This is a genomic window from Saccharothrix sp. NBAS 001 (assembly GCF_056640475.1).
The window spans coordinates 5132267-5155710 of record NZ_CM153251.1 but is presented as its reverse complement, the minus strand read 5'-3'; the positions used below and the strand labels follow the sequence as shown (position 1 = coordinate 5155710).

Annotated in this window: 26 protein-coding genes; 19 read left to right on the top strand and 7 right to left on the bottom strand. The window is 73.3% G+C overall.

All coding sequences use genetic code 11. The features are described from left to right. Window positions 1–218: 218 nt before the first annotated feature. Genes pcaH through AC0HI0_RS21255 form a run of 6 tightly spaced genes read left to right on the top strand, consistent with a single transcriptional unit; the run spans window position 219 to window position 4729 of the window. A complete protein-coding gene (gene pcaH, locus AC0HI0_RS21280; protein WP_480934129.1) occupies window positions 219–944 on the top strand; it encodes a protocatechuate 3,4-dioxygenase subunit beta in 726 nt (241 codons plus the stop codon). Next, on the top strand, window positions 937–1512 hold the full coding sequence (gene pcaG / locus AC0HI0_RS21275; protein WP_480934128.1) for a protocatechuate 3,4-dioxygenase subunit alpha: 576 nt from the start codon (window positions 937–939) through the stop codon (window positions 1510–1512). Before pcaH ends, pcaG begins: the two co-directional genes overlap by 8 nt. Next, a complete protein-coding gene (gene pcaB / locus AC0HI0_RS21270; protein ID WP_480934127.1) occupies window positions 1487–2827 on the top strand; it encodes a 3-carboxy-cis,cis-muconate cycloisomerase in 1341 nt (446 codons plus the stop codon). Before pcaG ends, pcaB begins: the two co-directional genes overlap by 26 nt. After that, window positions 2824–3579 carry a 3-oxoadipate enol-lactonase gene (gene pcaD, locus AC0HI0_RS21265; protein ID WP_480934126.1) on the top strand — a complete coding sequence of 252 codons (756 nt, stop codon included), beginning with the start codon at window positions 2824–2826 and terminating at the stop codon, window positions 3577–3579. Before pcaB ends, pcaD begins: the two co-directional genes overlap by 4 nt. A gap of 17 nt (window positions 3580–3596) precedes the next feature. Beyond that, on the top strand, window positions 3597–4001 hold the full coding sequence (gene pcaC / locus AC0HI0_RS21260) for a 4-carboxymuconolactone decarboxylase (RefSeq protein WP_480934352.1): 405 nt from the start codon (window positions 3597–3599) through the stop codon (window positions 3999–4001). After that, the gene (locus AC0HI0_RS21255) at window positions 3998–4729 is read left to right on the top strand and encodes an SDR family NAD(P)-dependent oxidoreductase (RefSeq protein WP_480934125.1); all 732 of its coding nucleotides are present in this window, start codon (window positions 3998–4000) and stop codon (window positions 4727–4729) included. Before pcaC ends, AC0HI0_RS21255 begins: the two co-directional genes overlap by 4 nt. A 331-nt stretch (window positions 4730–5060) precedes the next feature. On the opposite strand, the gene AC0HI0_RS21250 is transcribed toward AC0HI0_RS21255, so the two are convergent. Continuing rightward, on the bottom strand, window positions 5061–6056 hold the full coding sequence (locus AC0HI0_RS21250; protein ID WP_480934124.1) for a helix-turn-helix transcriptional regulator: 996 nt from the start codon (window positions 6054–6056) through the stop codon (window positions 5061–5063). A gap of 120 nt (window positions 6057–6176) precedes the next feature. Here AC0HI0_RS21250 and AC0HI0_RS21245 point away from each other — a divergent pair, with 120 nt between their 5' ends. Next, the gene (locus AC0HI0_RS21245; protein ID WP_480934351.1) at window positions 6177–6572 is read left to right on the top strand and encodes a RidA family protein; all 396 of its coding nucleotides are present in this window, start codon (window positions 6177–6179) and stop codon (window positions 6570–6572) included. A 22-nt stretch (window positions 6573–6594) separates the two neighbouring features. Here AC0HI0_RS21245 and AC0HI0_RS21240 read toward each other — a convergent pair whose 3' ends face one another. Next, window positions 6595–7314 carry an SDR family NAD(P)-dependent oxidoreductase gene (locus AC0HI0_RS21240; RefSeq protein ID WP_480934123.1) on the bottom strand — a complete coding sequence of 240 codons (720 nt, stop codon included), beginning with the start codon at window positions 7312–7314 and terminating at the stop codon, window positions 6595–6597. A gap of 2 nt (window positions 7315–7316) precedes the next feature. Continuing rightward, window positions 7317–7682, bottom strand: coding sequence for an MOSC domain-containing protein (locus tag AC0HI0_RS21235; RefSeq protein ID WP_480934122.1), 366 nt, complete (start codon window positions 7680–7682; stop codon window positions 7317–7319). A 256-nt stretch (window positions 7683–7938) separates the two neighbouring features. Here AC0HI0_RS21235 and AC0HI0_RS21230 point away from each other — a divergent pair, with 256 nt between their 5' ends. Continuing rightward, window positions 7939–8175: a hypothetical protein gene (locus AC0HI0_RS21230; protein WP_480934121.1), complete on the top strand. Its 237-nt coding sequence runs from the start codon at window positions 7939–7941 to the stop codon at window positions 8173–8175. 299 nt (window positions 8176–8474) lie between these two features. Here the strand turns inward: AC0HI0_RS21230 and AC0HI0_RS21225 are convergent, their stop codons facing one another. Beyond that, window positions 8475–8975 (bottom strand): FBP domain-containing protein, encoded by a 501-nt coding sequence (locus AC0HI0_RS21225; protein ID WP_480934120.1) that lies wholly within the window; start codon window positions 8973–8975, stop codon window positions 8475–8477. Between the two features lie 68 nt (window positions 8976–9043). Between AC0HI0_RS21225 and AC0HI0_RS21220 the strand changes: the two genes are divergently transcribed. The 11 genes from AC0HI0_RS21220 to AC0HI0_RS21170 all read left to right on the top strand — a co-directional run bounded on the left by AC0HI0_RS21220 (window position 9044) and on the right by AC0HI0_RS21170 (window position 20316). Then, complete coding sequence (locus AC0HI0_RS21220; protein WP_480934119.1) at window positions 9044–9610, top strand: TetR/AcrR family transcriptional regulator; 567 nt, start codon at window positions 9044–9046, stop codon at window positions 9608–9610. Window positions 9611–9630: 20 nt separating this feature from the next. Further along, window positions 9631–10209: a hypothetical protein gene (locus tag AC0HI0_RS21215; RefSeq protein ID WP_480934118.1), complete on the top strand. Its 579-nt coding sequence runs from the start codon at window positions 9631–9633 to the stop codon at window positions 10207–10209. 392 nt (window positions 10210–10601) lie between these two features. Continuing rightward, window positions 10602–11930 carry a lysine N(6)-hydroxylase/L-ornithine N(5)-oxygenase family protein gene (locus tag AC0HI0_RS21210; RefSeq protein ID WP_480934117.1) on the top strand — a complete coding sequence of 443 codons (1329 nt, stop codon included), beginning with the start codon at window positions 10602–10604 and terminating at the stop codon, window positions 11928–11930. Between the two features lie 79 nt (window positions 11931–12009). Continuing rightward, window positions 12010–13014, top strand: coding sequence for an iron-siderophore ABC transporter substrate-binding protein (locus AC0HI0_RS21205; RefSeq protein WP_480934116.1), 1005 nt, complete (start codon window positions 12010–12012; stop codon window positions 13012–13014). Between the two features lie 190 nt (window positions 13015–13204). Further along, window positions 13205–14206 (top strand): iron chelate uptake ABC transporter family permease subunit, encoded by a 1002-nt coding sequence (locus AC0HI0_RS21200; RefSeq protein ID WP_480934115.1) that lies wholly within the window; start codon window positions 13205–13207, stop codon window positions 14204–14206. After that, a complete protein-coding gene (locus tag AC0HI0_RS21195) occupies window positions 14203–15234 on the top strand; it encodes a FecCD family ABC transporter permease (RefSeq protein ID WP_480934114.1) in 1032 nt (343 codons plus the stop codon). Before AC0HI0_RS21200 ends, AC0HI0_RS21195 begins: the two co-directional genes overlap by 4 nt. After that, window positions 15231–16037, top strand: coding sequence for an ABC transporter ATP-binding protein (locus AC0HI0_RS21190; RefSeq protein WP_480934113.1), 807 nt, complete (start codon window positions 15231–15233; stop codon window positions 16035–16037). Before AC0HI0_RS21195 ends, AC0HI0_RS21190 begins: the two co-directional genes overlap by 4 nt. Window positions 16038–16189: 152 nt before the next feature. Beyond that, entirely contained in the window at window positions 16190–18199 is a 2010-nt protein-coding gene (locus tag AC0HI0_RS21185; RefSeq protein WP_480934112.1) for a UvrD-helicase domain-containing protein, read from the top strand. A 103-nt stretch (window positions 18200–18302) separates the two neighbouring features. Then, complete coding sequence (locus tag AC0HI0_RS21180) at window positions 18303–18590, top strand: GNAT family N-acetyltransferase (RefSeq protein ID WP_480934111.1); 288 nt, start codon at window positions 18303–18305, stop codon at window positions 18588–18590. 9 nt (window positions 18591–18599) lie between these two features. Continuing rightward, the gene (locus AC0HI0_RS21175) at window positions 18600–19595 is read left to right on the top strand and encodes an MBL fold metallo-hydrolase (RefSeq protein WP_480934110.1); all 996 of its coding nucleotides are present in this window, start codon (window positions 18600–18602) and stop codon (window positions 19593–19595) included. A gap of 103 nt (window positions 19596–19698) precedes the next feature. Beyond that, window positions 19699–20316, top strand: a complete 618-nt coding sequence (locus tag AC0HI0_RS21170) for a TetR/AcrR family transcriptional regulator (protein WP_480934109.1) — start codon at window positions 19699–19701, stop codon at window positions 20314–20316. On the opposite strand, the gene AC0HI0_RS21165 is transcribed toward AC0HI0_RS21170, so the two are convergent. Genes AC0HI0_RS21165 through AC0HI0_RS21155 form a run of 3 tightly spaced genes read right to left on the bottom strand, consistent with a single transcriptional unit; the run spans window position 20313 to window position 23426 of the window. Beyond that, window positions 20313–20750 carry a response regulator gene (locus AC0HI0_RS21165; RefSeq protein WP_480934108.1) on the bottom strand — a complete coding sequence of 146 codons (438 nt, stop codon included), beginning with the start codon at window positions 20748–20750 and terminating at the stop codon, window positions 20313–20315. The two genes, AC0HI0_RS21170 and AC0HI0_RS21165, sit on opposite strands and share 4 nt — an antisense overlap. After that, window positions 20743–22233 (bottom strand): sensor histidine kinase, encoded by a 1491-nt coding sequence (locus AC0HI0_RS21160; protein ID WP_480934107.1) that lies wholly within the window; start codon window positions 22231–22233, stop codon window positions 20743–20745. Before AC0HI0_RS21160 ends, AC0HI0_RS21165 begins: the two co-directional genes overlap by 8 nt. Then, complete coding sequence (locus AC0HI0_RS21155) at window positions 22233–23426, bottom strand: PP2C family protein-serine/threonine phosphatase (RefSeq protein WP_480934106.1); 1194 nt, start codon at window positions 23424–23426, stop codon at window positions 22233–22235. The genes AC0HI0_RS21160 and AC0HI0_RS21155 overlap by 1 nt, the downstream gene beginning before the upstream one ends. Between the last annotated feature and the right edge of the window lie 18 nt (window positions 23427–23444).

The following is a 23444-nucleotide window of genomic DNA, read 5'->3' as shown; positions in this document are numbered from 1 at the left end:
CTCGATCCCTCCGGTGGACGTGCGAGCGTGCGGACACCTCCCCCTTCGGCCGGCGGCCGGGCGTGGTTCAGAAGGCAGGGGTTTCGGCCTTCCGATCAGTGGAACCGGCCGTTGACCGGCCGAATGGCCGAACTTACGGTCCGACCACCCCCGATGCGGCCCGTCGTGCCGACGACCGGCCGGACCACCGCCTCGGCGCAGACGAACAGGAGGGCGCGGTGCCACTCGACACCACCACGCCGCACTACCGGCGGGACACCGGCTCCCAGCCGCCGGTGAGCTGGCCGGACTACCGGTCCAACCGGGCCCGGCACCCGCACCGGCCGTTGGCGCTGCTGCCCCAGCGGCTCGGCGAGATCACCGGGCCGCTGCTCGGCGAGGGCCGGGTCGGACCGGACGACAACGACCTGACCGCGGGCCACGACGGCGAGCCGCAGGGCCAGCGGATCATCGTCTCCGGCCGGGTGCTCGACGGCGACGGGCGACCGGTCGCCGGCACCCTGCTGGAGGTGTGGCAGGCCAACGCGGGCGGGCGCTACCGGCACGACGGCGACCGGCACCCCGCGCCGCTGGACCCGAACTTCACCGGCGTCGGCCGCACGATCACCGACGCCGACGGCCGCTACTCGTTCACCACGATCCAGCCCGGCGCGTACCCGTGGCGCAACCACGACAACGCGTGGCGCCCGGCGCACATCCACTTCTCGCTGTTCGGCACCGCCTTCACCCAGCGGCTGATCACCCAGATGTACTTCCCGGGCGACCCGCTGTTCCACCAGGACCCGATCTTCAACTCGGTGCGCGACCCCCGCGCGCGCGAGGCGATGATCGCGCGGTTCGACCTGGACCGGACGATTCCGGAGTGGGCCCTGGGGTACCAGTGGGACATCGTGCTGCGCGGCACGAACCCGACGCCGCTGGAGGACGAGGACGACGATGACTGAGAACCCGCTCGGCCCGTTGCAGACCACCCCGTCGCAGACGGTCGGCCCGTTCTTCGCGATCGGCCTGCCCTGGGAGGACGGCCCGTTCGTGGTGCCCGAGGGCACCGGGGGAGCGTTCCGGATCGAGGGCCGGGTGCTCGACGGCGCGGGCGAACCGGTGCCCGACGCCGTGGTGGAGACCTGGCAGGCCGACCCGGACGGCCGGTTCGACCACCCCGACGACCCGCGCGGAGCGGTGCGGTGGAAGGATTTCCGGGGTTTCGGCCGCGCCGCCACGGACGAGCGGGGGCGGTGGGGCCTGCTCACCGTGAAACCCGGTCCGCTGCCCGCGGCCGACGGCTGGGAGGCGCCCCACCTCAACGTGTCGGTGTTCTGCCGGGGCATGCTGGTGCGCCTGGTCACCCGGATCTACTTCCCGGACGAGGAGGCGAACGCGGACGACCCGGTCCTGCGCTCGATCGGCGACCCGGCCGCGCGGAGCACGCTGGTCGCCGCACCCGCTCCGTTCGGCTACCACTTCGACATCCGCTTGCAAGGGGAGCATGAAACCGTCTTCTTCGACGTCTGAGCTGTTCGGGCCGCTGTTCACCGACCCGGACGTGGAGGCGGAGATCTCCGACCGGGCGTGGCTGCGGGCCATGCTCGACTTCGAGCGCGCGCTCGCGATCGTGCAGGCGCGGGCGGGCATCGTGTCCGAGCAGGCGGCCCGGATGGTGGTGACCGCGATCGACGTCGGCCGCTACGACCCGGCCGCGCTCGGCGAGGCGGCCCGGACCAGCGGCACCCCGGTGGTGCCGCTGGTCCGGGCGATCGGCGCGCACGTCACCGCCGAGGGGCGCGCCGCCGTGCACAACGGCGCGACCAGCCAGGACGTGCTGGACACCGCGCTGTCGCTGGTGGCGTTCCGGGCGCTGGGGCCGATCCTGGACGGGCTGGCGGGCGTCGCCGGGGAGTGCGAGCGGCTGGCCCGGCGGCACCGCGAGACGCTGATCGCCGGGCGGACGCTGGCGCAGCACGCGCTGCCCACCACGTTCGGCCTCAAGTGCGCGGGCTGGCTGGTGGCCGTGGACGAGGCCGCCGAGGTGCTCGAACGGGTGCGGGAACGGCGGCTGGCCGTCCAGTTCGGCGGTGCGGCGGGCACGTTGGCCGCCGTCGACGACCCGGACCTGGTCGACCAGCTCGCCACCCAGCTCGGGCTGGCCGCGCCGCTGATCCCGTGGCACACCGACCGGACCCGGGTGGCGGAGCTGGCGTGCGCGCTGGGCGGCGCGTCCGGGGTGCTGGGCAAGATCGCGCAGGACGTCGTGCTGCTGGCGCAGACCGAGGTCGCGGAGGTCGCCGAGGCCGAGGGCGGCACGTCGTCGGCCATGCCGCACAAGCACAACCCGGTGCGCGCGGTGCTGGTGACGGCGGGCACCCGGCGGGTGCCCGGCCTGGTGTCGACGGTGCTGTCCACGATGGCGCAGGAGCACGAGCGCGCGGCCGGTGCGTGGCACGCCGAGTGGCAGACCGTGACCGAGCTGCTGCGGCTGGTCGGCGGCGCGGTGCACGGGCTGCGCGAGCTGCTGTCCCGGCTGCGCGTCGACCCGGACCGGATGCGGCGCAACCTGGAGCTGACCGGCGGGCTGCTGATGGCGGAGAACGTCGCCGGGCGGCTGGCCGCCCGGATCGGCCGCACCGAGGCCCAGGAGTTGGTCGCCGAGGTGTGCCGGGCCGCCGTGCTCAACGACCGCTCGCTGCGCCAGGCGCTGCTGGCGGACCTGCGGATCGACCTGTCGGAGCGGGAGATCGACGAGGCGCTGGACCCGGCCGGGTACGTCGGCAGCGCGGGCGAGTTCGTGGACCGGGCGCTGGCCGCGCACCGGGGGAAGGCCGAGAGATGAAGCTGCACTACGAGCTGAGCGGACCCGAGGACGCGCCGGTCGTCGTGCTCGGCAACTCGCTGGGCACCACCACCGCGCTGTGGGAGCCGCAACTGCCGGAGCTGGCGCGCGACTTCCGGGTGCTGCGCTACGACCACCGCGGCCACGGCGGCAGCCCCGCCGCCACCGGCCCGTGCCGGATCGACGACCTGGCCGACGACGTGCTGGAGCTGTTGGACGCCTTGGGTTTCCAGCGGGTGTCCTACTGCGGCGTGTCGATGGGCGCGATGGTCGGGATGTGGCTGGCCGGGCACGCGCCGGAGCGGATCGACCGGCTGGTCCTGTGCTGCACCACCGCCACCTACGCCACCGCGCGGCCGTGGGAGCAACGCGCCGCCGCCGTCCGCGCGAACGGCACCGCCTCGATCGCCCCGGCGGTGGTGGCGCGCTGGTTCACCCCGGCGCTGGCCGCGCGCTCGCCGGAGACCGTGGCGCGCTTCGAGCACATGCTGTCCACTGTGGACGACGAGAGTTACGCCGGGTGCTGCGAAGCGTTGGGGGCGCTGGACCTGCGCTCGGTGCTGCCGGTGATCGAAGCGCCGACGGCGGTGATCGCCGGCGCGCGGGACGAGGCCACGCCGCCGGACTGCCTGCGCGCGATCGCCGACGCGATCCCCGGCGCGGAGCTGTCCGTCGTGGCGGACGCCGCCCACCTGGCCAACGTCGAGGCGGCGCGGGCCGTCACCGAGATCCTGCGGGAGCACCTGAAGTGAGCGAGCACGACGAGGGGATGCGGGTGCGCCGGGAGGTGCTCGGCGACGCGCACGTGGACCGCGCGGTCGAGCGCACCGACGAGTTCACCGCCGACTTCCAGGACCTGATCACCCGCTACGCGTGGGGCTCGATCTGGACCCGGCCGGGCCTGGACCGGCGGACCCGGTCCTGCCTCACGCTGGCGATGCTGGCCACCCTCGGGCACGATGCGGAGCTGGCCATGCACGTGCGCGCCGCGCTGCGCAACGGGCTGACCCGCGACGAGATCAAGGAAGTGCTGCTGCAGGTGGCGGTCTACGCGGGCGTGCCCGCCGCCAACCGGGCGTTCGCCATCGCCCAGCCCATCCTCGCCGAACCCGCCCCCGGCGAACCCTCTCCCACCGCACCCTCCACCACCGAGAACCCGGAGCCGCAGCCGTGATCGATTTATCGGGCAAGATCTGCGTCGTCACCGGCGCGGCGAGCGGGATCGGCCGGGCCACCGCCGGGCTGTTCGCCCGGCTGGGCGCCACCGTCGTGGCGACCGACGTCGACGCGGCCGGGCTCGACCGGCTCGCGGCCGAGGTGGACGTCCACCCGGTGCTCGGCGACGTGTCCAAGGACGCCGACGCGCGGGCCATGGTCCAGGCCGCGGTCGACCTCGGCCGGATCGACGTGCTGGTGGCCAACGCGGGCGTGATCCCGCTGCTCGACATCACCGAGGCCACCGAGCGGGACTGGGACGAGGTGATGGCGGTCGACGGCAAGGGCATGTTCCTGACCTGCAAGTACGCCATCGAGGCCGGGGTGCGCTCGATCGTCTGCGTGTCCTCGATCTCCGGGCTGGCCGGGCAGGCCAGGCAGGCCACCTACGGCCCGGCGAAGTTCGTCGCCTCCGGTCTGACCATGCACCTGGCCGTCGAGTGGGCGCACCGGGGCATCCGGGTCAACGCGGTCGCCCCCGGCACCATCCGCACCGGACGGGTGCTGGCGCTGCGCGACGAACCCGGCGGCCCGGAGTACCTCGACGAGATCGCCCAGGCCCACCCGCTGGGCCGGCTGGGCGAGCCGGACGAGGTGGCCAACGCCATCGCGTTCCTCGCCTCCGACCAGGCGTCCTTCATCACCGGGGCGATCCTGCCGGTGGACGGCGGCTACCTGGCCCGCTAACGCGTGTCTCAGATGTGGCGTCCGCCCGGTGCTGTGTGAGCAGGTCGATGCCGCACTCGACTCGGCGGCGTGGGCTGCTTGTGGATCTCCCTGTCGATCGCCGGTGGGCTGGTCGACGGTCGTCTTGATCCGGTGGTGGCGCAGGCAGGCGCGGTTGGCCTGGGAGCTGTGGGCGTTGTCCGCCGGGACCCGGTCCGGCCGTGGAGACCGAAACCTGGAACCGTTCCGCCGCACGCCGCAACGGCCACCGGTCGTCCACGACGGACCGGGCCGGGCGCAGCCTGCCGGTCGGGGTCGGTGGTGCGTCGGCGTGCCTCCCAAGGCCGTGCAGCTAGCCGTCGTCGGGCGGCTCGTCGGGCGCGGTCGCGTAGCGGGCGGCGAGCGCGGCGGCGCGGTTGCGCAGGGCGGTGCGCAACGACTGCGGCGCAAGGGCTTCCGCGTTCGTGGAGAGCTGCCACAGGGCCCACTCGGCGTGCCGGGCGTCCTGGAAGGTCACCTCCATCCGCAGCCGGCCGTCCGGGTCGGTCGCCTCGGCGAGGACGGCCAGCGCGGTGCCCACCAGGTCCTCGCGCCGCGCCGGGTGCACCCGCACCAGCACGGCGACCTGGTCGCCGCCGGCCCGGAACCGGGTGCTGCGCTCCTGCCAGGCCCGGTCCAGGTCGACCCGGTCCGCCCGCTGCGCCGGTTCGGCCAGTTCCTCGGCGGCCAGCACCCGGGACAGCCGGTAGGTGCGGTCCGCGCCGGACCTGGTGGCCAGCAGGTAACCCTGGTCCCGGACGGTGACCAGGCCGATCGGGTCCACCGTGCGCCACCGCGCCTCCTGGCCCGCCGCCGCGTAGTGGATGCGCAGCTTGTGCCCGGCGAACACCGCGCGCCGCACCTCGGCCACGACCCGGTCGGGCACCTCCTCGGCGACCACGCGGCGGGAGAGCAGGTCGGTCTCCGGGTCGATGAGCAGCCGCTCGGCCACGCCGGCCGCGGTCTCGCGGTGCCGCTCGGGCAGCGCGTCGACCACCTTGAGCATGGCGGAGGCGAGCGCCGAGCCGAGCCCGAACGCCTGCGCGCCGCGCCGTGCCCCGGCGATCAGCAGGGCCAGCGCCTCGTCGTGGTTCAGCCCGGTGAGTTCGGTCTGGAAGCCCGGCAGCAGCGCGAACCCGCCGTGCCTGCCGCGTTCGGCGTAGACCGGGACGCCGGCCGCGGACAACGCCTCGATGTCGCGCAGCACGGTGCGGGTGGACACCTCCAGCTCGCGGGCGAGCGTGGCGGCGGACAGTCGGCCGTGCCTGCGCAGCAGCAGCACCAGCGAGACCAACCGGTCGGCGCGCACGGCAGAACTCTACTGGAATACACGACACAGGATGTCGTGATTGCTTGCGAGGCTTCTCCCACGACGGCGGAGGCGATCGGCGCACGTGCCGTCGGTGGATCGAATGGAGCTGAAGTGGCAGTGGAACGCACGGCGGTCAACCCGTGGCAGTGGTCGAAGGAGCTGGGGTACAACCAGGGGGAGATCGTCTCCGAGGCCACCCGGACGCTGTACTGCTCCGGGCAGACCGCGATGAACGGCGACGGCGAGCCGCAGCACGCCGGTGACATGGCGGCGCAACTGGCGCTGAGCCTGGACAACCTGGAGGCGGTGCTCGGCGAGGCGGGCATGTCCCTGGCCGACCTGGTCCGGCTCAACGTCTACACCACCGACGTCGACGTCCTCTTCCAGCACTACGGCGTGCTGGCGGCGCGGTTGGGCGCGGCGGGGGTGGCACCGACGACCACCATGCTCGGGGTGACCCGGCTGGCGATCCCCACCCTGTTGGTGGAGGTCGAGGGGACGGCCGTCGCCTGACGCGACCTCGGCGCGCGCCCGGTCACCACGTCGGGCGCGCGCCGATCCCGCCGTCCACCACCAGGTCGTGGCCGGTGATCCAGGACGCGTACGGCGACGCCAGGAACACGCACGCGTCGCCGACGTCCTCGGGCGTGCCCAACCTCCCCAGCGGCGCGGCGGCCCGCCACCGCTCGACGCCCGCCGGCCAGTCGTCGGCCAGGCCGGGCCGGTCGACCAGGCCCGGCGACACGGTGTTCACCCGCACGCCGAACCGGCCGTACTCCAGCGCCGCCGAGCGGGCGTGCATGATCAACGCCGCCTTCGAGGCGCTGTAGTGGGCGTGCCCGTGCGCCGGGTGCCTGCCCTCGATCGACGCGATGTGCGTGATCGAGCCGCCGGTCCCGCGCATCACCTCGACGGCGGCCTGCGTGCAGGCGAACGCGCTGGTCACGTTCGTGTCCACGACGGCGCGCCACTCGTCGGCGGTCATCGCGTCCAGTTCGCGCACCGGCTGCACCCCGGCGCAGTTCACCACCGCGTCCAGCCGCCCCCGCCAGGCCGCAGCCGCGCGCACCAGCCGCGTGCACTCCGCCGGCGAGGACAGGTCCGCCCGCACGGCCGGCGCACCCTCCACCGACACCTCGCCCCGGTGGTGGTGCGCGACCACGGCCGCGCCCGCCCGCGCGAACCTCCGGGCGATGCCCGCCCCGACGTGCCCGCTCGCGCCGGTCACCAGCACCACCGCGCCGCCCAGGTCCACGGCTAGACCGGGAGCAGCGGGGTGTGCGCGCCCGAGGGCAGTTCCACCAGGACCGGGTCGCCCGGCCGGACCTCGCCGCCGACCAGCACCACGGACATGATCCCGGCCTTGCGCACCACGTTGCCGTCCTCGTCGCGGCCCACCACGTGCTTGAGCAGCCCTTCCCGGAACGCCTCGATCTGCGGGCACGGGTTGCGCAGCCCGGTCACCTCGACCACCGCGTCCGCGCCGAGCCGCAGCCGGGCGCCGGTCGGCAGGCCGAGCAGGTCCACGCCCCGGGTGGTGATGTTCTCGCCCAGCTGACCTGCGGCGACGTCGAATCCGAGGGCGTTGAGCGCGTCGTGCAGCTCGGCGTGCATCAGGTGCACTTGGCGCAGGTTTGGTTGCTCAGGGTCACGAAGAACCCGGGAACGGTGCTTCACCCGCTCGCCGGCGTGGACGTCGCCGTCGATCCCGAGACCGGCCACCAGCCGCACGCCGTCCCGGTTGGGTTTTGTGAATGTGTACTCCGCGCTACGACTCACGGCTACGACTGATCCCATGCAGCCGACCATAATCGGTAAGACTTCGGGCCGTCGCGGCGATAACCGGAGTGTAAAACCCTGCGGACAACGGTGAAAGATCATGGACGACGAATTGACCCATCGGGCGCGCGCGATGCTGCGCGCCATCGCGGCCGGGCGCGCCGAGGTTACCCACAGTCAGGAACCCGACCTTCGGGTGGACGGGTTGCTGTGCTCCGACCAGGCCACGGCCCGCCAACTGGCGCACGCCGGATTGGTCCGACCAGTCGAACTGGACGGTCACGGACAGTGGTCGCCGGCGGAGCTGACTCCGGAAGGCCGAGCGCTGCTCGCGTGACCGGACCTTGACGCTGCGTGCGGCGGGCGGTTGACTGCGTGCCCGGAATCGGTTCGGACCGGTTCCGGACGGCCGCGGTCCGCCGAGCGTCGCCCGGTGCGGGCCGCCCTCGCCGAAGCCGCCCACAGCGCCCGGGTGAGCGAGGCGGCGGTGTCCCGCGTGCTCGCCGGCGAGCCGACGTGGACGCGGCCACCGCGGCGCGGGTGCGGCAGGTCGTCGCCGACGTCGGGTACGTACCCAGCGCGCGTGCCGTCGGTCCGGCCGGGGCCGCGCCCGCACCGTCGGCACGCGCCGGCGGCCTACTCCTGGGCGGTGACCCGGTCGAGGAACGCGGCCAGGTTGGCCGCGGTGCGCTCGATCAGCCGCTCCAGCGGGAGCGACTCGTGGAAGCGCCCGCCCGGACCGGCGTCCTTCTTGCCGCGCAGGTACAGCGAGCACGCCAGGTCGGCGCAGAAGTACGCGCCCACCGAGTTGCCCTGCTGGCCCTGCTTGCCCGCCTTGCGCGCGGTCATCAGGGCGACGCCGTCGCCCAGGTGCGTGGTCAGGCACAGCGAGCACATGCTGCGCCGGACCTGCCCGGCGCGCGGCGCGGCCCGGCGCAGCGCGATGCCCACGAACCCGTCGCCGGACTCGGTGACGAGGTAGTTGCGCTCGGCGGAGGCCGGGTCCTGCCAGCCCAGGAAGTCGAGGTCGTCCCACGGCCGCGCGTCGAGGTCCCGGGGCACGGCCAGGCGCTTGGCCTCGCCCTTGGTGCAGTTGACGAACGACGCGCGGAGGTCGCGTTCGGTGGCCGGTTTCATGACGGGCACGCTAACTTCGGCTAGAGTCCCTAGGCAAATGATTAACACTCCTAGGTAGCGGGGGCCGGATGGCACGCGCGGGGATCACCCCCGAACGCCTGACCCGGGCGGCGGTGGAGCTGGCCGACGAGGTCGGCTTCGCGAACGTCACCGTGTCGGCGCTGGCCCGCCGGTTCGGCGTCAAGGACGCGAGCCTGTACTCGCACATCCGCAGCGCCCACGAACTGCGCTCGCGGGTGGCCGTGCTCGCCCTCGCCGAACTCGCCGACCGCGCGGCCGAGGCGCTGGCCGGCCGGTCGGGCAAGGACGCGCTGGTGGCGTTCGCCGACGCCTACCGCGACTACGCCCGGCAGTACCCCGGCCGGTACGCCGCCGCGCAGTACCGGCTGGACCCCGACGTCGCCGAGGCCAGTGCCGCCCGGCGGCACTCCGACCTGACCCGGGCGGTCCTGCGCGGCTACCGGCTGCCCGAACCCGACCAGACCGACGCCGTGCGGCTGCTGCACAGCACGTTCCACGGGTACGTCGGGCTGGAGGCGGCGGGCGGGTTCGACCACCACCCGCGCGGCGCGGACCTGTCGTGGTCGCGGGCGCTGGACGCGCTGGACGCCGTGCTGAGGAACTGGCCGGCCTGACCGCCTGGCATCCTGCGGGGGTGCCCTACCCCGGTTCCCGCTCCCAGTCGACCGACCTGTGGCTGCTGCCCGAGGACGAAGCGCTCCTCGGCCGCCGGGTCGGCGAGGCCCTACCCGCTGCGGGCTGGCTGTGCAGCCACCCCGGCCCGCCCGGTCTGCACCAGGTGCACCTGCACGCCGAGGCGCGGGAGGCGACCGAGTGCGGCGGGGTCCAGGCGCACCTGCTGCTGCCCGCCGGGGCCGCCCCGCCGGACGGGGTCGAGGTGACCGGCGACCTGGCCACCGACCCGGGACTGCGCCACGCGGCGATCGTGCAGCTGCTGCGCTCCAGCGTCCGCAACGAGGTCTTCGAGTGCGGCCGGCTCGCGGTGCGCTGGTCGGAACCGGACGTGGGACCCGAGGTGCACCAGGTGCTCGTCGAGCAGCGGGCCGCGGTGTGGCGGGCGCTGCGCGCGGCGACCCGGCCCGCCGTCCTGGAGGCCGAGGACGGGCGCACCCTGTCCGGCACGCGGATGGGCGAGGCGGCGCGGGAACTGGTCCTGCGCACCGGAATCCCGTTGACCCGCTACGGCGGCCCGCACTGGCGCCTCGCGCGCTGACTTCCGGTCCACTCAGGACTCCGGCACCAATCTGTCCACAGTGGACTGTGAGTGTCGTCCGCCGTGCCGCCCGGGTCGAGCGGGCGCGACCCGATGCGCCGTTCGGGGGTGTCCGTGACGTGCGTGGTCGTCGCCGCTGCGGGAACCCGGAGCGGGTGTGATCGGGTCGGCGCGGCCGAGGGTCCGCGCGGGTCGCGAAGGGGCTGGGCCACTCGGCGGATCGCGCCCTTGGTTCCCGGTGGGTGCATTCACCCGCGCGACAGCCTTCCGCCGGCCGACAGGTGAGGCTACCCTAACCGTTGGAGAGGTCCGGATCACTCCCACGTGTGCAGGACTTAGGTTAGGGTAACCGAAGTTCGATCACTCCCTGTTGTCGCACCGATGGGACGGTCATGCCACAGCCACCTGTCTTCGACGTCCTCGGCGTCGGCTTCGGGCCGTCGAACCTGGCGCTCGCGATCGCCGTCACCGAGTACAACGCCACCGCGCGCCCCGAAGACGTGGTCACCGCCCACTTCCTGGAGCGCCAGCCCCGGTTCGGCTGGCACCGCGGCATGCTGATCGACGACGCGACCATGCAGGTGTCCTTCCTCAAGGACCTGGTGACGTTGCGCAACCCGAGCAGCTCCTTCAGCTTCCTGAACTACCTGCACGGACAGGGCAGGCTGGTCGACTTCATCAACCACAAGAACCTCTTCCCGCTGCGCGTGGAGTTCCACGACTACTTCGAGTGGGCCGCCGGCAAGGTCGACGACCTGGTGTCCTACGACCACGACGTGGTCTCCGTCGCGCCCGTGGCCGAGGGCGGCGTGGTCACCCACTTCGACGTCACCTCGCGCACCCCCGGCGGCGAGGTGGAGCTGCGGCGCGCCCGCAACCTCGTGCTGGCAACGGGTTTGCGCGCCTGCCTGCCCGAGGGCGTCACCCAGTCCGAGCGGATCTGGCACAACCGCGACTTCCTGCACCGGGTCGAGGCGCTGGCGGACCCGCGCCGGCTGGTCGTGGTGGGCGCGGGGCAGAGCGGCGCGGAGGTGACCGCGTTCCTGCACGAGAAGTTCCGCGACGCCGAGGTGTGCGCGGTGTTCGCCCGCTACGGCTACAGCCCGGCCGACGACAGCCCGTTCGCGAACCGGATCTTCGACCCGGCGGCCGTGGACGACTTCTACACCGCGCCCGAGGACGTCAAGCGGCGCCTGATGGACTACCACGGCAACACGAACTACGCGGTGGTCGACCACGACCTGATCGCCGAGCTGTACCGGCGGGTGTACCGGGAGAAGGTGCTGGGCGCGCAGCGCCTGCGGCTGCTGAACCTGTCCCGGGTCGCGGACCTCGACGAGCACCCCGGCGGGGTGCGGGTGACGGTCGAGTCGCTGAGCGACGGGACGCGCGCCACGATCGACGCGGACGCCGTCGTCTACGCCACCGGCTACCGCGAGGCCGACCCGACGGGCCTGCTGGGCGACCTGGCCGCCCGCTGCCGGCACGACGAGCGCGACCGCCTGCGGGTGGGCCGCGACTACCGCCTGGAGACCGACGCCGACGTGCTCGGCGGCATCTACCTGCAGGGCGGCACGGAGCACACGCACGGCATCTCGTCGTCGCTGCTGTCCAACACGTCGGTGCGGGTGGGGGAGATCCTCCAGTCCGTGCTCGACCGCCGCGAGCCCGCCGTCCCGGCGCAGCCCGCGTACGCCGTCAGCGCGTCCCGGCACGCCTGAGTCCTCCGGGCTCCCGCCCGGCTTTCGGCGCGGTCCGCCGCGCCACCACCACGCACGTCGCTCAAGGGGTAGAACTCGCATGTCCACGAAGTCCAGGCTGTTCGCGGCCGCGGTGGTCGCCGCACTGGCGCTGTCCGCCTGCGCGAGCGGCGACGGCGGCAAGGCCGACGCCGACGCCGCACCCGCCGCCGGCGGCGCGTTCCCGGTGACCGTCGAGCACAAGTACGGCCGCACCGAGGTCAAGGCCGCGCCGGCCAAGGTGGTCACGCTCGGCCTGTCCGACCAGGATCCGGTGCTGGCGCTGGGCGTCAAGCCGGTCGGCGTCGTGGACTGGTTCAAGGAGCGCCCGTACGGCAACTGGCCGTGGACCAAGGACCTGTGGGGCGGCACGCAGCCGGAGATCGTCGGCGAGCGCGACGAGTACAACGTCGAGGCGGTCGCGAAGCTCAAGCCGGACCTGATCGTCGCGGTCTACTCGGGGATGAAGCAGGAGCAGTACGACGTCCTGTCCAAGATCGCCCCGGTGGTCGCCCAGCCCAAGGGCTTCGTCGACTACGGCGCGCCGTGGCAGGAGCAGACCCTGCACATCGGGCGGGCGCTCGGGCAGGAGGCCAAGGCGCGGGAGCTGGTCGACGGGGTCGCCGAGCGGTACGCCGGGCAGAAGGCCGAACACCCCGAGTGGGCCGGCCAGAAGCTCGTCGCGGCCGACAGCTTCAAGCCCGGCCAGTACTCCGCGTTCGCGCCGCACGACCCGAAGTCCATCTTCTTCAAGGAGTTGGGGTTCGACCTGGTGCCCGAGATCGGCCGGCAGGCCGGTGAGCGCAACGTCGCGGAGTTCAGCGAGGAGCGGCTCGACCTGCTCGAAGCCGACCGCCTGGTGTGGCTGATGTTCGACAAGGCGGCGTGGGACCGGGTCAAGGCGGTGCCCGCCTACCAGCGGCTCAAGGTCGTGGCGGACAAGCACGACCTGTTCCTCACCTACCTGGACCCGCCGATCGGCGCGGCGATCTCGTTCAACACCGTGCTGAGCGTGCCCTACGGCATCGACCAGGTCGTGCCGCTGCTCGGCGCGGTCAAGGGCTAGTCCACTGTGGACTCCGCCACGTCGTGCGCCCGGCGGTCGCACGACGTGGCGGTCGGCGTGGGAACCGGTGCGCACGCCCGTCACCCGACGATCCCTCACGTCGCCCCGGCCGCCCGGGGGCGTCGCCAGGTCCGCCTCCACTTTCGACGGGCATTCGGTTAGCCTTGCCTAAACACCAGGGAGGTGGGGGGTGAGCCGGGACGGCGCGCGGGCGACCGCGCTCATCGTGCTGGTCTGGGTGCTGGGACTGGTCTTCCTGCTCAGCCTGTGGATCGGCACCAAGAGCATCCCCTTCGGCGACACCTGGTCCCTGCTCCTGCGCGACGACGGCTCGGCCGACGCCGCCGTCGTCCGCGACTCCCGGCTGCCGCGCGCCGTGCTCGGCGTCCTGGTCGGCCTCGCGCTCGGCCTGGCCGGCGCGCTCATGCAGGCGCTGACCCGCAACCCCCTGGCCGACCCGGGCCTGCTCGGCGTCAACCTCGGCGCGGCGGCGGCGATCGTGACCGCCATCGCGTTCTTCGGCATCACCGCGCCCGCCGGGTACGTGTGGTTCGCGCTCGCCGGAGCCGCCGGCGCGGCCACGGTCGTCTACCTGCTCGGCGCGACCGGCCGGGCCGCCGCCACACCGGACCGGCTGGTGCTCGGCGGCGCGGCGCTCACCGCCGTGCTGTTCGCCTACGTGACCGCGGTCCTGCTGCTCGACGCGCACACCTTCGACTCGTTCCGGCACTGGAACGTCGGCTCGCTGGCCGGCCGCACCGCCGAGATCAACTGGCAGATCTCGCTGCTCGTGGTGCCCGGCGCGCTGATCGCGGGCTCGCTCGCGCGCGGCCTCAACGTGCTGGCGCTCGGCGACCACGCGGGCCGCGCGCTCGGCGCGAGCGTCAACCGCATCCGGGGCTTCGCCATCCTCGCCATCACGGTGCTCGCGGGCTCGGCCACCGCCGCCGCCGGGCCCATCGGGTTCGTCGGCCTCGCCGTGCCGCACGCCGCCCGCGCCCTCGGCGGCACCGACCAGCGCTGGGTGCTGTCCTTCGCCGCCGTCCTCGCGCCGATCGCGCTGCTCGGCGCGGACGTCGTCGGCCGGGTCGTCATCGCCCCGGAGGAGCTGGAGGTCGGCATCGTCACCGCGTTCCTCGGCGCGCCGGTGTTCATCGCGCTGTGCCGGCGCCGGAAGCCGGCGCTGCGGTGATCACCTTCCGACCGCACGGCTCGGTGAGCGTCCGGGTCGGCGAGCGCGGCCTGGTCGCCGGGCTCGGCCTGGTCGCGCTGCTCGCCGCCGCCACCGTCGCCACGATGGTCGGCGGCGAGTTCCCGCTCACCGTCGGCGAGGTGGTCGCCACCCTGGTCGGGCAGGGCGACCGGCTGTCCGAGTTCGTCGTGTTCGACCTGCGGATGCCCCGGCTGCTGACCGGCCTGCTGGTCGGCGCGGGCCTGGCGCTCGCCGGCGCGATCCTGCAGAGCCTGTCCCGCAACCCGTTGGCCAGCCCCGACATCATCGGGTTCACCCAGGGCGCGTCGACCGGCGCGATCGCGGTCATCGTGCTGTTCCAGGGCGGCCTGGCGGCCATCGCCGCGGGCGCGACCGTCGCCGGCGTGCTGACCTCCGCCGCGGTCTACCTGCTGGCCTTTCGCCAAGGCGTGCAGGGGTTCCGGCTGGTGCTGGTCGGCATCGGGGTCAGCGCCCTGATGCTGGCCGCCAACTCCTACCTGATCACCCGGGCCACCCTGGAGGGCGCGCTGGCCGCGCAGGGGTGGCTGGTCGGCAACCTCAACAACCGGGGCTGGGACCACGTCCAGGTCGTCGCCGCCGTGCTCGCCGTGCTGCTGCCCGCGTCGCTGTGGCTGTCCCGGCGGCTGGCGCTGCTGGAGATGGGCGACAGCGCCGCCACCGGCCTGGGCGTCGACGTGGAGCGGACCCGGCTCGCGCTGATCGCGCTGAGCGTCGGGCTGGCCGCCGTCGCGACCGCCGCGGCGGGCCCCATCACGTTCGTGGCGCTGGCCGCGCCGCAACTCGCCCGGCGGCTCACCCGCTCGCCCGGCCCGGGACTGGTGGCCTCGGCGCTCACCGGCGGGCTGCTGCTGGTGGCGAGCGACCTCGCCGTGCAACGGCTGTTCCCGACGACACCGCTCCCGGTCGGCATCGCCACCGGGGCGATCGGCGGTCTGTACCTGATGTGGCTGCTGGCCCATGAGTGGCGAAAGGGGAACGGGCGATGACGACCCGCCTGCACGCGGAGAACCTCACACTGGCCTACGACGAGCGGCTGGTCGCCTCCGCGCTCGACGTGGCGATCCCGGACGGGTCGTTCACCGTCATCGTCGGACCCAACGCGTGCGGCAAGTCCACCGTGCTCAAGGCGTTGGCGCGGATGCTCAAGCCGCGCGCCGGCACCGTCTACCTGGACGGGCAGGCGATCTCCGCCTACCGCTCCAAGGAGGTCGCGCGGCGGCTCGGCCTGCTGCCGCAGACCTCCATCGCACCCGGCGGGATCACCGTCGGCGAGCTGGTCGCGCGCGGCCGGTACCCGCACCAGCGGCTGCTGCGCCAGTGGTCGGTGGAGGACGAGGAGACCACCTCGCGGGCCATGCGGCTGACCGGTGTGCAGGACTTGGCCGACCGGCTGGTGGACGAGCTGTCCGGCGGGCAGCGGCAGCGGGTGTGGCTGGCCATGGTGCTGGCGCAGGAGACCTCGATCCTGCTGCTCGACGAGCCGACCACGTTCCTGGACATCGCGCACCAGGTCGAGGTGCTGGACCTGTGCGCGGACCTGCACGAGGACGGCGGGCACACGCTGGTCGCCGTGCTGCACGACCTGAACCAGGCGTGCCGCTACGCCACCCACCTGATCGCGATGAAGCCCGGCGAGGGCGTCGTCGCGCAGGGCCGGCCCGCCGACATCGTGACCGCGGAGCTGGTGGAGGACGTGTTCGGGCTGCCCTGCCGGGTGATAGCGGACCCGGAGACCGGCACCCCGCTGATCGTGCCGCTGCGCCGCCAGCGGGTCCCGGTGGCCGGCTGAAACCGCGGCGCGCGCACCTGTTCGCCGATTGCCGAAAAAAGGTGGTCGAGCGAATGGGGTCGCGCGCTCGGACGCCCTTGTGATACAAATAGGGGTTACCTCACCCGAAATGGGTGGCAGCGATATAACCCAGTGTATCACAGGGGGCAAGCGTGGCAACAGGGGAATTGTCCACGGAACAAGAAAGAATCTCTTCGCTATACGATCGACTCGATCTGGAACGGGCCGCCGCGAAAGCCGAGCTGGACGCCGCCCTGCTCGACCCGGACGAGCAGCGGTGGCACCGCGAGGTGGCCGTCCGCACGCTGTCCGACCAGGTCAGCCGCCTGAGCGTGGCCGATCGCGGGCTGTGCTTCGGGCGCACCGACCACGCCGACGGGCAGCGCACCTACATCGGCCGGGTCGGTCTGCTCGACCCCGCCGACGACTACCGGCCGCTGCTCACCGACTGGCGCGCGCCGATCGCCCGACCGTTCTACACGGCCACCGGCGCGCACCCGGAAGGACTCGTCCGGAGGCGGCATTTCCGCACCGCCGGGCGAGTGCTGGAAAGCTTCCACGACGACGAACTCCGGTTCGACGGCACGACCCTGCTGGCCGCGTTGAACGCACCCCGCTCGGACACCATGCGGGACATCGTGGCGACCATCCAGGCCGAGCAGGACGAGGTGATCCGGCTCGACCACCGGGGCGTGCTGGTGATCGAGGGCGGCCCCGGCACCGGCAAGACCGCCGTCGCCCTGCACCGCGTCGCCTACCTGCTCTACACCCAGCGGGAACGGCTGTCCCGGCAGGGCGTGCTGGTGGTCGGGCCCAACCCGGGGTTCCTGCGCTACGTCGGCGACGTGCTGCCCTCGCTCGGCGAGACCGACGTGGTGTTCGCCGCGCCGGGCGAGCTGTTCCCCGGCGTGCGGACCACCCGCGAGGACACCCCGGAGCTGCAAGGGCTCAAGGGCGGGCGGTCGGCGGTCCGGCTGGTGGCCGAGGCGGTGGCGGACCGGCAGGAGCTGCCCGACGAGCCGGTGCCGGTCGAGCTGGAGGACGTGACCGTGCTGGTGGACGCGGCGGTGGCGGCCGTCGCGCGCGAGCGGGCGCGCACCGCCGGGCTGCGGCACAACGAGGCCCGCCGGGTGTTCCACGACGCGCTGGCCGACGCGCTGGTCGTGCCCGCGCTGACGCTGATCGGGGAGAGCTGGCCGGAACTCGCCGTCGACGTGCGGCGGGAGCTGGCGGCCAGCGCCGACCTGGCCAAGGTGGTGGACGCCCTGTGGCCGCCGCTGACCCCGCGCACCCTGCTGGCCGACCTGTACGAGGGCCGCTGCTTCGCGCTGGGCTACCCGGAGCTGTACCGCGCCGACGGCCGCGCGTGGACGGTGTCCGACGTGCCGCTGCTGGACGAGGCGGCCGAACTGCTCGGCACGTCGGGCGAGGCGGAGCGGGTCGCCGCGCGGGAACGCGCCCGCGAGGTCGAGTACGCCAGGGGGGTGCTGGAGGTGATCGACACCGACGCGGCCATGCACGAGGAGGAGCTGCGGGCCGTCGACCTGGTCGACGCCGAGTGGCTGGCCGACCGGCACGAGGCGCGCGACCACCGGACGGTCGCCGAGCGCGCCGAGGCGGACCGCGAGTGGACCTACGGCCACGTCGTGGTGGACGAGGCGCAGGAACTGTCCGAAATGGACTGGCGGGTGCTGATGCGGCGCAGCCCCAACCGGTCCATGACCATCGTCGGCGACCTGGCGCAGCGGCAGGCCGAGGCCGGGGCGCGGTCCTGGGACGCGCTGCTCGCGCCCCACGTCCACACCCGGTGGGTGTACCGGCGGCTGACCGTCAACTACCGGACCCCGGCGGCGATCATGCGCTACGCCGCCGAGGCGCTGGCCGAGGTCGACCCGGCGGCCGAGCTGCCGACGTCCGTGCGGCGCGGCGAGCCGCCGGTGGAGATGCTGGTCGACGACCTGGCGGTGGTGTCCCGGCTGGGCGCGGACGCCGGCACGTTCGCGGTGATCTCGGTCGACGGGCCGCTCACGCCGAGGGCGGCCAAGGGGCTGGAGTTCGACACGGTCGTGGTGGTCGAGCCCGAGCGGATGACGGCGGCGGAGCGGTACGTCGCGCTGACCCGGGCCACGCAGCACCTGATCGTGGTGCGCCGCCGGTCCTGACCGACCCGCCCGGCGGCCCGGAGTTCCCGCGCGGAATTCCGGGCCGCCCGGCGGGCGTTGACCACCAGGAGAGCCATCGCGCAGCCTGAAGGGAATCCCGAGAGTGGAATCCGACGTGGACGTGACCGTGTCCGACAACACCGCCGAATCGCGCTTCGAGGTCTTCCTCGACGGCGAGCTGGGCGGGTTCGCCGAGTACGTCCTGGAGCCCGGCCGCATCACCTTCACCCACACGGAGGTGGCGATCGAGGGCAAGGGGCTGGCGAGCAAGCTGGTGAAGCAGGCGCTGCTGGACGTCCGCGAGCGCGGCCTGGCGGTCGTCCCGCAGTGCCCGTTCGTGCGCGGCTACCTGGACAAGCACCCGGAACTCGCCGAGGCTACCGAGAAGTAGTATCCGGGCATGGAGTGGACCGAACCCGGAGTCTTCGAGGTCGCGCCCGGTGTGCACCGGATCCCGCTGCCGCTGCCGAACGACGGACTGCGCAGCGTCAACGTCTACGCGGTCGAAGACGGCTCCGGGCTCGTCCTGGTCGACTCCGGCTGGGCGCTGGCCGAGGCCGAGGCCGCGCTGGAGACCGCCCTGGCCGCGCTCGGCCGCGATTTCGGCGACATCCGGCGGTTCCTGGTCACCCACGTCCACCGCGACCACTACACGATGGCGGTGAGCCTGCGCCGCCGGTTCGGCACCAAGGTCGCGCTCGGCCTCGGCGAGCAGCCGTCGTTGACCAGGGTGCTCGCCCGCTCCCGGGACGAGCGGTTCGCGGACCTCGTCTCCTGGGGCGCGGCCGACCTCGTGCCGCCGTGGCGGGAGGCGTGGGCGGCGGTGCGGGACGAGGAGTTGGACTACGAGGAGCCCGACGAGTGGCTCACCGAGTCCGACCTGGCGCTGGAGAAGCGCGTCCTGCGCGTCCTGCCGACGCCCGGCCACACCAGGGGGCACGTGGTGTTCGTGGACGTGGAGTCGTCGCTGCTGTTCGCGGGCGACCACGTGCTGCCGCACATCACGCCGTCCATCGGGTTCGAACCGGCCCGGCCGCAGCTCCCGCTGGGCGACTACCTGGACTCGCTGCGCCTGGTCCGCTCCTACCCGGACCTGCGCCTGCTGCCCGCGCACGGCCCGGTGACCGACTCCAGCCACGCCCGGGTGGACGAACTCCTCGCCCACCACGAGGACCGCCTGGCCGCGACCTTCGCGGCGGTCGGCTCGGGCACCCGCACCGCCCACGAGACCGCGCGCGGGATCGGCTGGACCCGCCGACAGCGCCGGTTCGACGACCTCGACCTGTTCAACCGGGTGCTGGCGACCGGCGAGACGGCCGCCCACCTGGACGTCCTGGTCCGCCGAGGACTGCTGACCGCGGCGAAGCACGACGGGGTGCTGCACTACTCGGCCTGACCGGACCGCTCGGCCCGCGCCGTCCGGGCGCGAACGTCCCGACTCGAAACTGGACGGTGCAGTACTGGGACTGGTACTGGTCCGTCCAGTACTGTGCCGCCCCATGGAGGAGACGAGATCGGCTCGCAAGCGCCGGGCGATCCTGGACGCCGCCCGCGCGGTCTTCCTGCGCAACGGCTACCAGGGCACCACCATGGACGAGATCGCGGCGCTCGCCGAAGTCTCCAAGCAGACCGTCTACAAGCACTTCGCGGACAAGGAACGGCTGTTCACCGAGATCATCACGGCCGACATCCGGGCCGGCGAGCAGCGGTCGGACGCCGTGCTCGACCGGCTGCCGGAGAGCACCGACCCCGAGGCGGACCTGCGCGAGATCGCCCACCGGCTGGTCACCGTGGTCACCCGGCCGCACCTGGTGCGGATGCGCCGGGTGGTGATCGGCGAGGCCGACCGGTTCCCCGACCTGGCCCGCGCCTGGTACACCTCCGGCCCGGAACGCGGCTACGAGCGCCTGGCGCACCGCTTCGCCCAGCTCGCCGACCAGGGCCGGCTGACCGCCCCGGACCCGCTGCTGGCCGCGCAGCAGTTCGTCTGGCTGGCGCTCGCCGTGCCGCTCAACCGGGCCATGTTCGACCCGGACCCGTTCACCGCCGACGAACTGCACCGGTTCGCCGACGAGGCCGTGCGCACGTTCCTGGCCGCGTTCGGCCCGGACCGCTAGCGGGGCAGCTTCACCACCGTCACGAAGAAGTCGTCGATCTGCCGCACGACCTCGATGAACCGGTCGAAGTCCACCGGCTTGGTGACGTAGGCGTTGGCGTGCAGGTTGTAGCTGCGCAGGATGTCCTCCTCCGCCTCCGAGGTGGTCAGCACCACCACCGGGATGGTCCGCAGGTCCGCGTCCGCCTTCACCTCGGCGAGCACCTCCCGGCCGTCCATCTTCGGCAGGTTGAGGTCGAGCAGGATCAGCCCCGGCCGGGGCGCGTCCGCGTGGACCCCCTCGCGGCGCAGGAACTCCAGTGCCTCGACGCCGTCGCGCACCACGTGCAGCTGGTTGCGGATCTTGTGGTGCTCGAACGCCTCCTGGGTCATCAGCGCGTCGCCCGGGTCGTCCTCGACGAGCAGCACGTCGACCACGTTCAGCGAGTCATTCATCGGAGTCCTCTACTACCGGCAGGGTGAACTTGAAGGTGGTGCCGGCGTCCTGACCGGTGTCCAGCCAAATGGTGCCGCCGTGGTACTCGATGATCTTCCGGCACATGGCCAGGCCGATCCCCGTGCCGGGGTAGTCGTCCTTGTGGTGCAGGCGCTGGAAGATCACGAAGATCCGCTCAGCGTACTCGGGCTCGATCCCGATGCCGTTGTCGCTGATCGTGAACGTCCAGAGGTCGCCGGTCCGCTCCACCGCGATCCGCACCTCGGGCGGCTGCTCGCCGTGGAACTTCAGCGCGTTGCCGATCAGGTTCCCGAACACCCCGCCCAGCAGCGACGCCTCGCCGCGCACGGTCGGCAGCTCGGGCGTCACGACGGTCGCGCCGGTCCGCTCGATCACCTCGGAGTAGCTGTCCAGCACCTGGGCGACGGTCTCGTCCAGGTCGACCGGCACGTGCTCGCGGATCATCCGGCCGACCCGGGAGAACGCCAGCAGGTCGTTGATCAGCACCTGCATCCGCTTCGCGCCGTCCACCGCGAACCGCAGGTACTGCTCGCCCCGCTCGTCGAGCTGCCCCGAGTAGCGGCGCTCCAGCAGCTGGCAGAAGCTCGCCACCTTGCGCAGCGGCTCCTGCAGGTCGTGCGAGGCGACGTAGGCGAACTGCTCCAGCTCCGAGTTGGACCGGCGCAGTTCCTCGACGTCGTTGACGATGCGGGCCCGCATCACGTCCACGTCCTGGCCCAGCATGACGGTCTCGCGCGGCCCGCCGGTCTCCACCTCGTGCGCGAAGTCGCCCGAGGACACCTGCCGCACCTGCGCGGCCAGCGCGGTCAGCGGCCGGATCAGGATGCGGTGCAGCACCGCGGCCACCCCGGCGATGATCACCACCAGCAGCACGCCCAGCGCGATCACCAGGTACAGCACCTGGTCGGCGACCGCGTCGAGGTCGGCGCGGGCCTTGGCGGACTCCTCGTTGAGCACCCGCTGGAGTTCGCCGACCGCCTGGCGCACGGTGTCGAACAGCTCCTTGCCGCGCGCCGCGTCGACCTGGTCGGCCCGGGGCTCGCCCGCCGAGCGGACCTCGGCGATGACCGCCTCGGCCCAGCCGACCCGCCAGCCCACCGCGAGGCTGCCGATCCGGTCCACCTGCGCGGCCAGGTCCGGCCGCACGGTCCCGATCGCGTTGCGCGCGTTGCGCAGCGCGTCCTGCTCGGCCCGCAGGCCGTTCTGGTAGGGGTGCAGGAACTCCTCGCTGGCGGTCAGCGCGAACCCGCGCACGCCGTTCTCCTGGTCGATCAGGGCGGTGTCCAGCTCCAGCGCGTGCCGCCGGGCCGGGCCGACCTGGTCCAGCAGCAGCACGCGGGCGTCGGTGAGGCCGGCCAGCGCGACCGCGACCCCGCCGATCGCGCCCGCGCAGACGATGATCAGCAGGGTGACCGACGCGATCAGCAGCCGGCTCGCGGGCCACCGCGTGCGGTAGTCCATCAGCCCTCGTCCGAGATCAGCAGCACGGCCATGTCGTCGTCCAACTCCCCGCCGTTGAGTTCCTTCACCCGCGAGATCAGCTCGTCCAGCAACCCCTCGGGGTGGCTGCGCCAGTCCGGTCTGGTGCGGGTGACCCGGCCGATCAGCTCGATCAGCCGCTCCGAGCCGAGCCGCTCGGTGTCGCCCGCGACCCGGCCCTCCACCAGCCCGTCGGTGTAGAGCAGCAGCGACCAGCCGGCGGGCAGCGGCACGTCCAGGCCGCTCCACGTGCTGTCCGGCAGCACGCCCAGCGGCAGGCCCGCGCGGTCCCGGGGCAGCTCCACCACCCGGTCGCCGACCAGCAGCATCGGCTCCGGGTGGCCGGCCAGGTAGATCCGCGCCCAGCGCCGGTCGGGCGACACGGTGACCATGCACGCGGTGGTGAACAGGCCCGGCTGGTGCCGCTCGTGCTCCAGGATCTCGTGCAGCGTGCGCAGCACCCGGGACGGCTCCTGGTCGGCCAGCACCAGCGCCCGCCAGGCGATGCGCAGGAACACGCCCAGCGCGGCCTCGTCCGGGCCGTGCCCGCACACGTCGCCCACGATCGCCTGGAGCGTGCCGTCCGGCGTGCGCACGACGTCGAAGAAGTCGCCGCCGAGCAGCATCCGGCTGCCGCCGGGCTGGTAGCGGAAGTCCAGGCCCAGGCCCTGGCCGCGCTCCAGGATCGGCGAGGGCAGCAGGCCGCGCTCCAGGCGGGTCTTCTCCGACGCCAGCAGCTGCTCGTCGCGCAGCTGCCGCTGGGTCTCCTCGGCGTGCTTGCGGCCGACCGCGTAGCGGATCCCGCGCAGCAGCGCCGAGCCGTCCACCTGGCCCTTGACCAGGAAGTCCTCCGCGCCCGCGGCGACCGAGCGCTCGCCCTGGCGCTCGTCGTCCAGTCCGGTCAGGACGATGATCGCGGCGGGGGAGGACAGCGCGAGCAGCCGGTCGAGGCCGTCCAGCCCGGTGGTGTCGGGCAGGCCGAGGTCGAGCAGCACGCAGTCCGCCCTGGGCACCAGGGGCACCGCTTCGCGCAGCGTCCGCACGCGACGCAGGTCGACGTTCGCGCGGGCTTCCTCCAGCAGTGCCTCGACCAGCACCGCGTCGCCCTCGTCGTCCTCGACGAGCAGCACGGTGATGCGGCCGTCCGCCGCACGAGTTCCGATGGACCCGGTCACGGGAAGGGACCCTAGCCG

Excerpts from the sequence above, each read along its gene's own strand:
- pcaB (WP_480934127.1), top strand. The coding sequence starts at position 1,487 with ATGAAACCGTCTTCTTCGACGTCTGAGCTGTTCGGGCCGCTGTTCACC.
- pcaC (WP_480934352.1), top strand. The coding sequence starts at position 3,597 with ATGCGGGTGCGCCGGGAGGTGCTCGGCGACGCGCACGTGGACCGCGCG.
- AC0HI0_RS21170 (WP_480934109.1), top strand. The coding sequence starts at position 19,699 with ATGGAGGAGACGAGATCGGCTCGCAAGCGCCGGGCGATCCTGGACGCC.
- AC0HI0_RS21220 (WP_480934119.1), top strand. The coding sequence starts at position 9,044 with ATGGCACGCGCGGGGATCACCCCCGAACGCCTGACCCGGGCGGCGGTG.
- AC0HI0_RS21225 (WP_480934120.1), bottom strand. The coding sequence starts at position 8,975 with ATGAAACCGGCCACCGAACGCGACCTCCGCGCGTCGTTCGTCAACTGC.
- AC0HI0_RS21205 (WP_480934116.1), top strand. The coding sequence starts at position 12,010 with ATGTCCACGAAGTCCAGGCTGTTCGCGGCCGCGGTGGTCGCCGCACTG.
- AC0HI0_RS21160 (WP_480934107.1), bottom strand. The coding sequence starts at position 22,233 with ATGGACTACCGCACGCGGTGGCCCGCGAGCCGGCTGCTGATCGCGTCG.
- AC0HI0_RS21190 (WP_480934113.1), top strand. The coding sequence starts at position 15,231 with ATGACGACCCGCCTGCACGCGGAGAACCTCACACTGGCCTACGACGAG.
- pcaD (WP_480934126.1), top strand. The coding sequence starts at position 2,824 with ATGAAGCTGCACTACGAGCTGAGCGGACCCGAGGACGCGCCGGTCGTC.
- pcaG (WP_480934128.1), top strand. The coding sequence starts at position 937 with ATGACTGAGAACCCGCTCGGCCCGTTGCAGACCACCCCGTCGCAGACG.
- AC0HI0_RS21210 (WP_480934117.1), top strand. The coding sequence starts at position 10,602 with ATGCCACAGCCACCTGTCTTCGACGTCCTCGGCGTCGGCTTCGGGCCG.
- AC0HI0_RS21165 (WP_480934108.1), bottom strand. The coding sequence starts at position 20,750 with ATGAATGACTCGCTGAACGTGGTCGACGTGCTGCTCGTCGAGGACGAC.
- AC0HI0_RS21175 (WP_480934110.1), top strand. The coding sequence starts at position 18,600 with ATGGAGTGGACCGAACCCGGAGTCTTCGAGGTCGCGCCCGGTGTGCAC.
- AC0HI0_RS21230 (WP_480934121.1), top strand. The coding sequence starts at position 7,939 with ATGGACGACGAATTGACCCATCGGGCGCGCGCGATGCTGCGCGCCATC.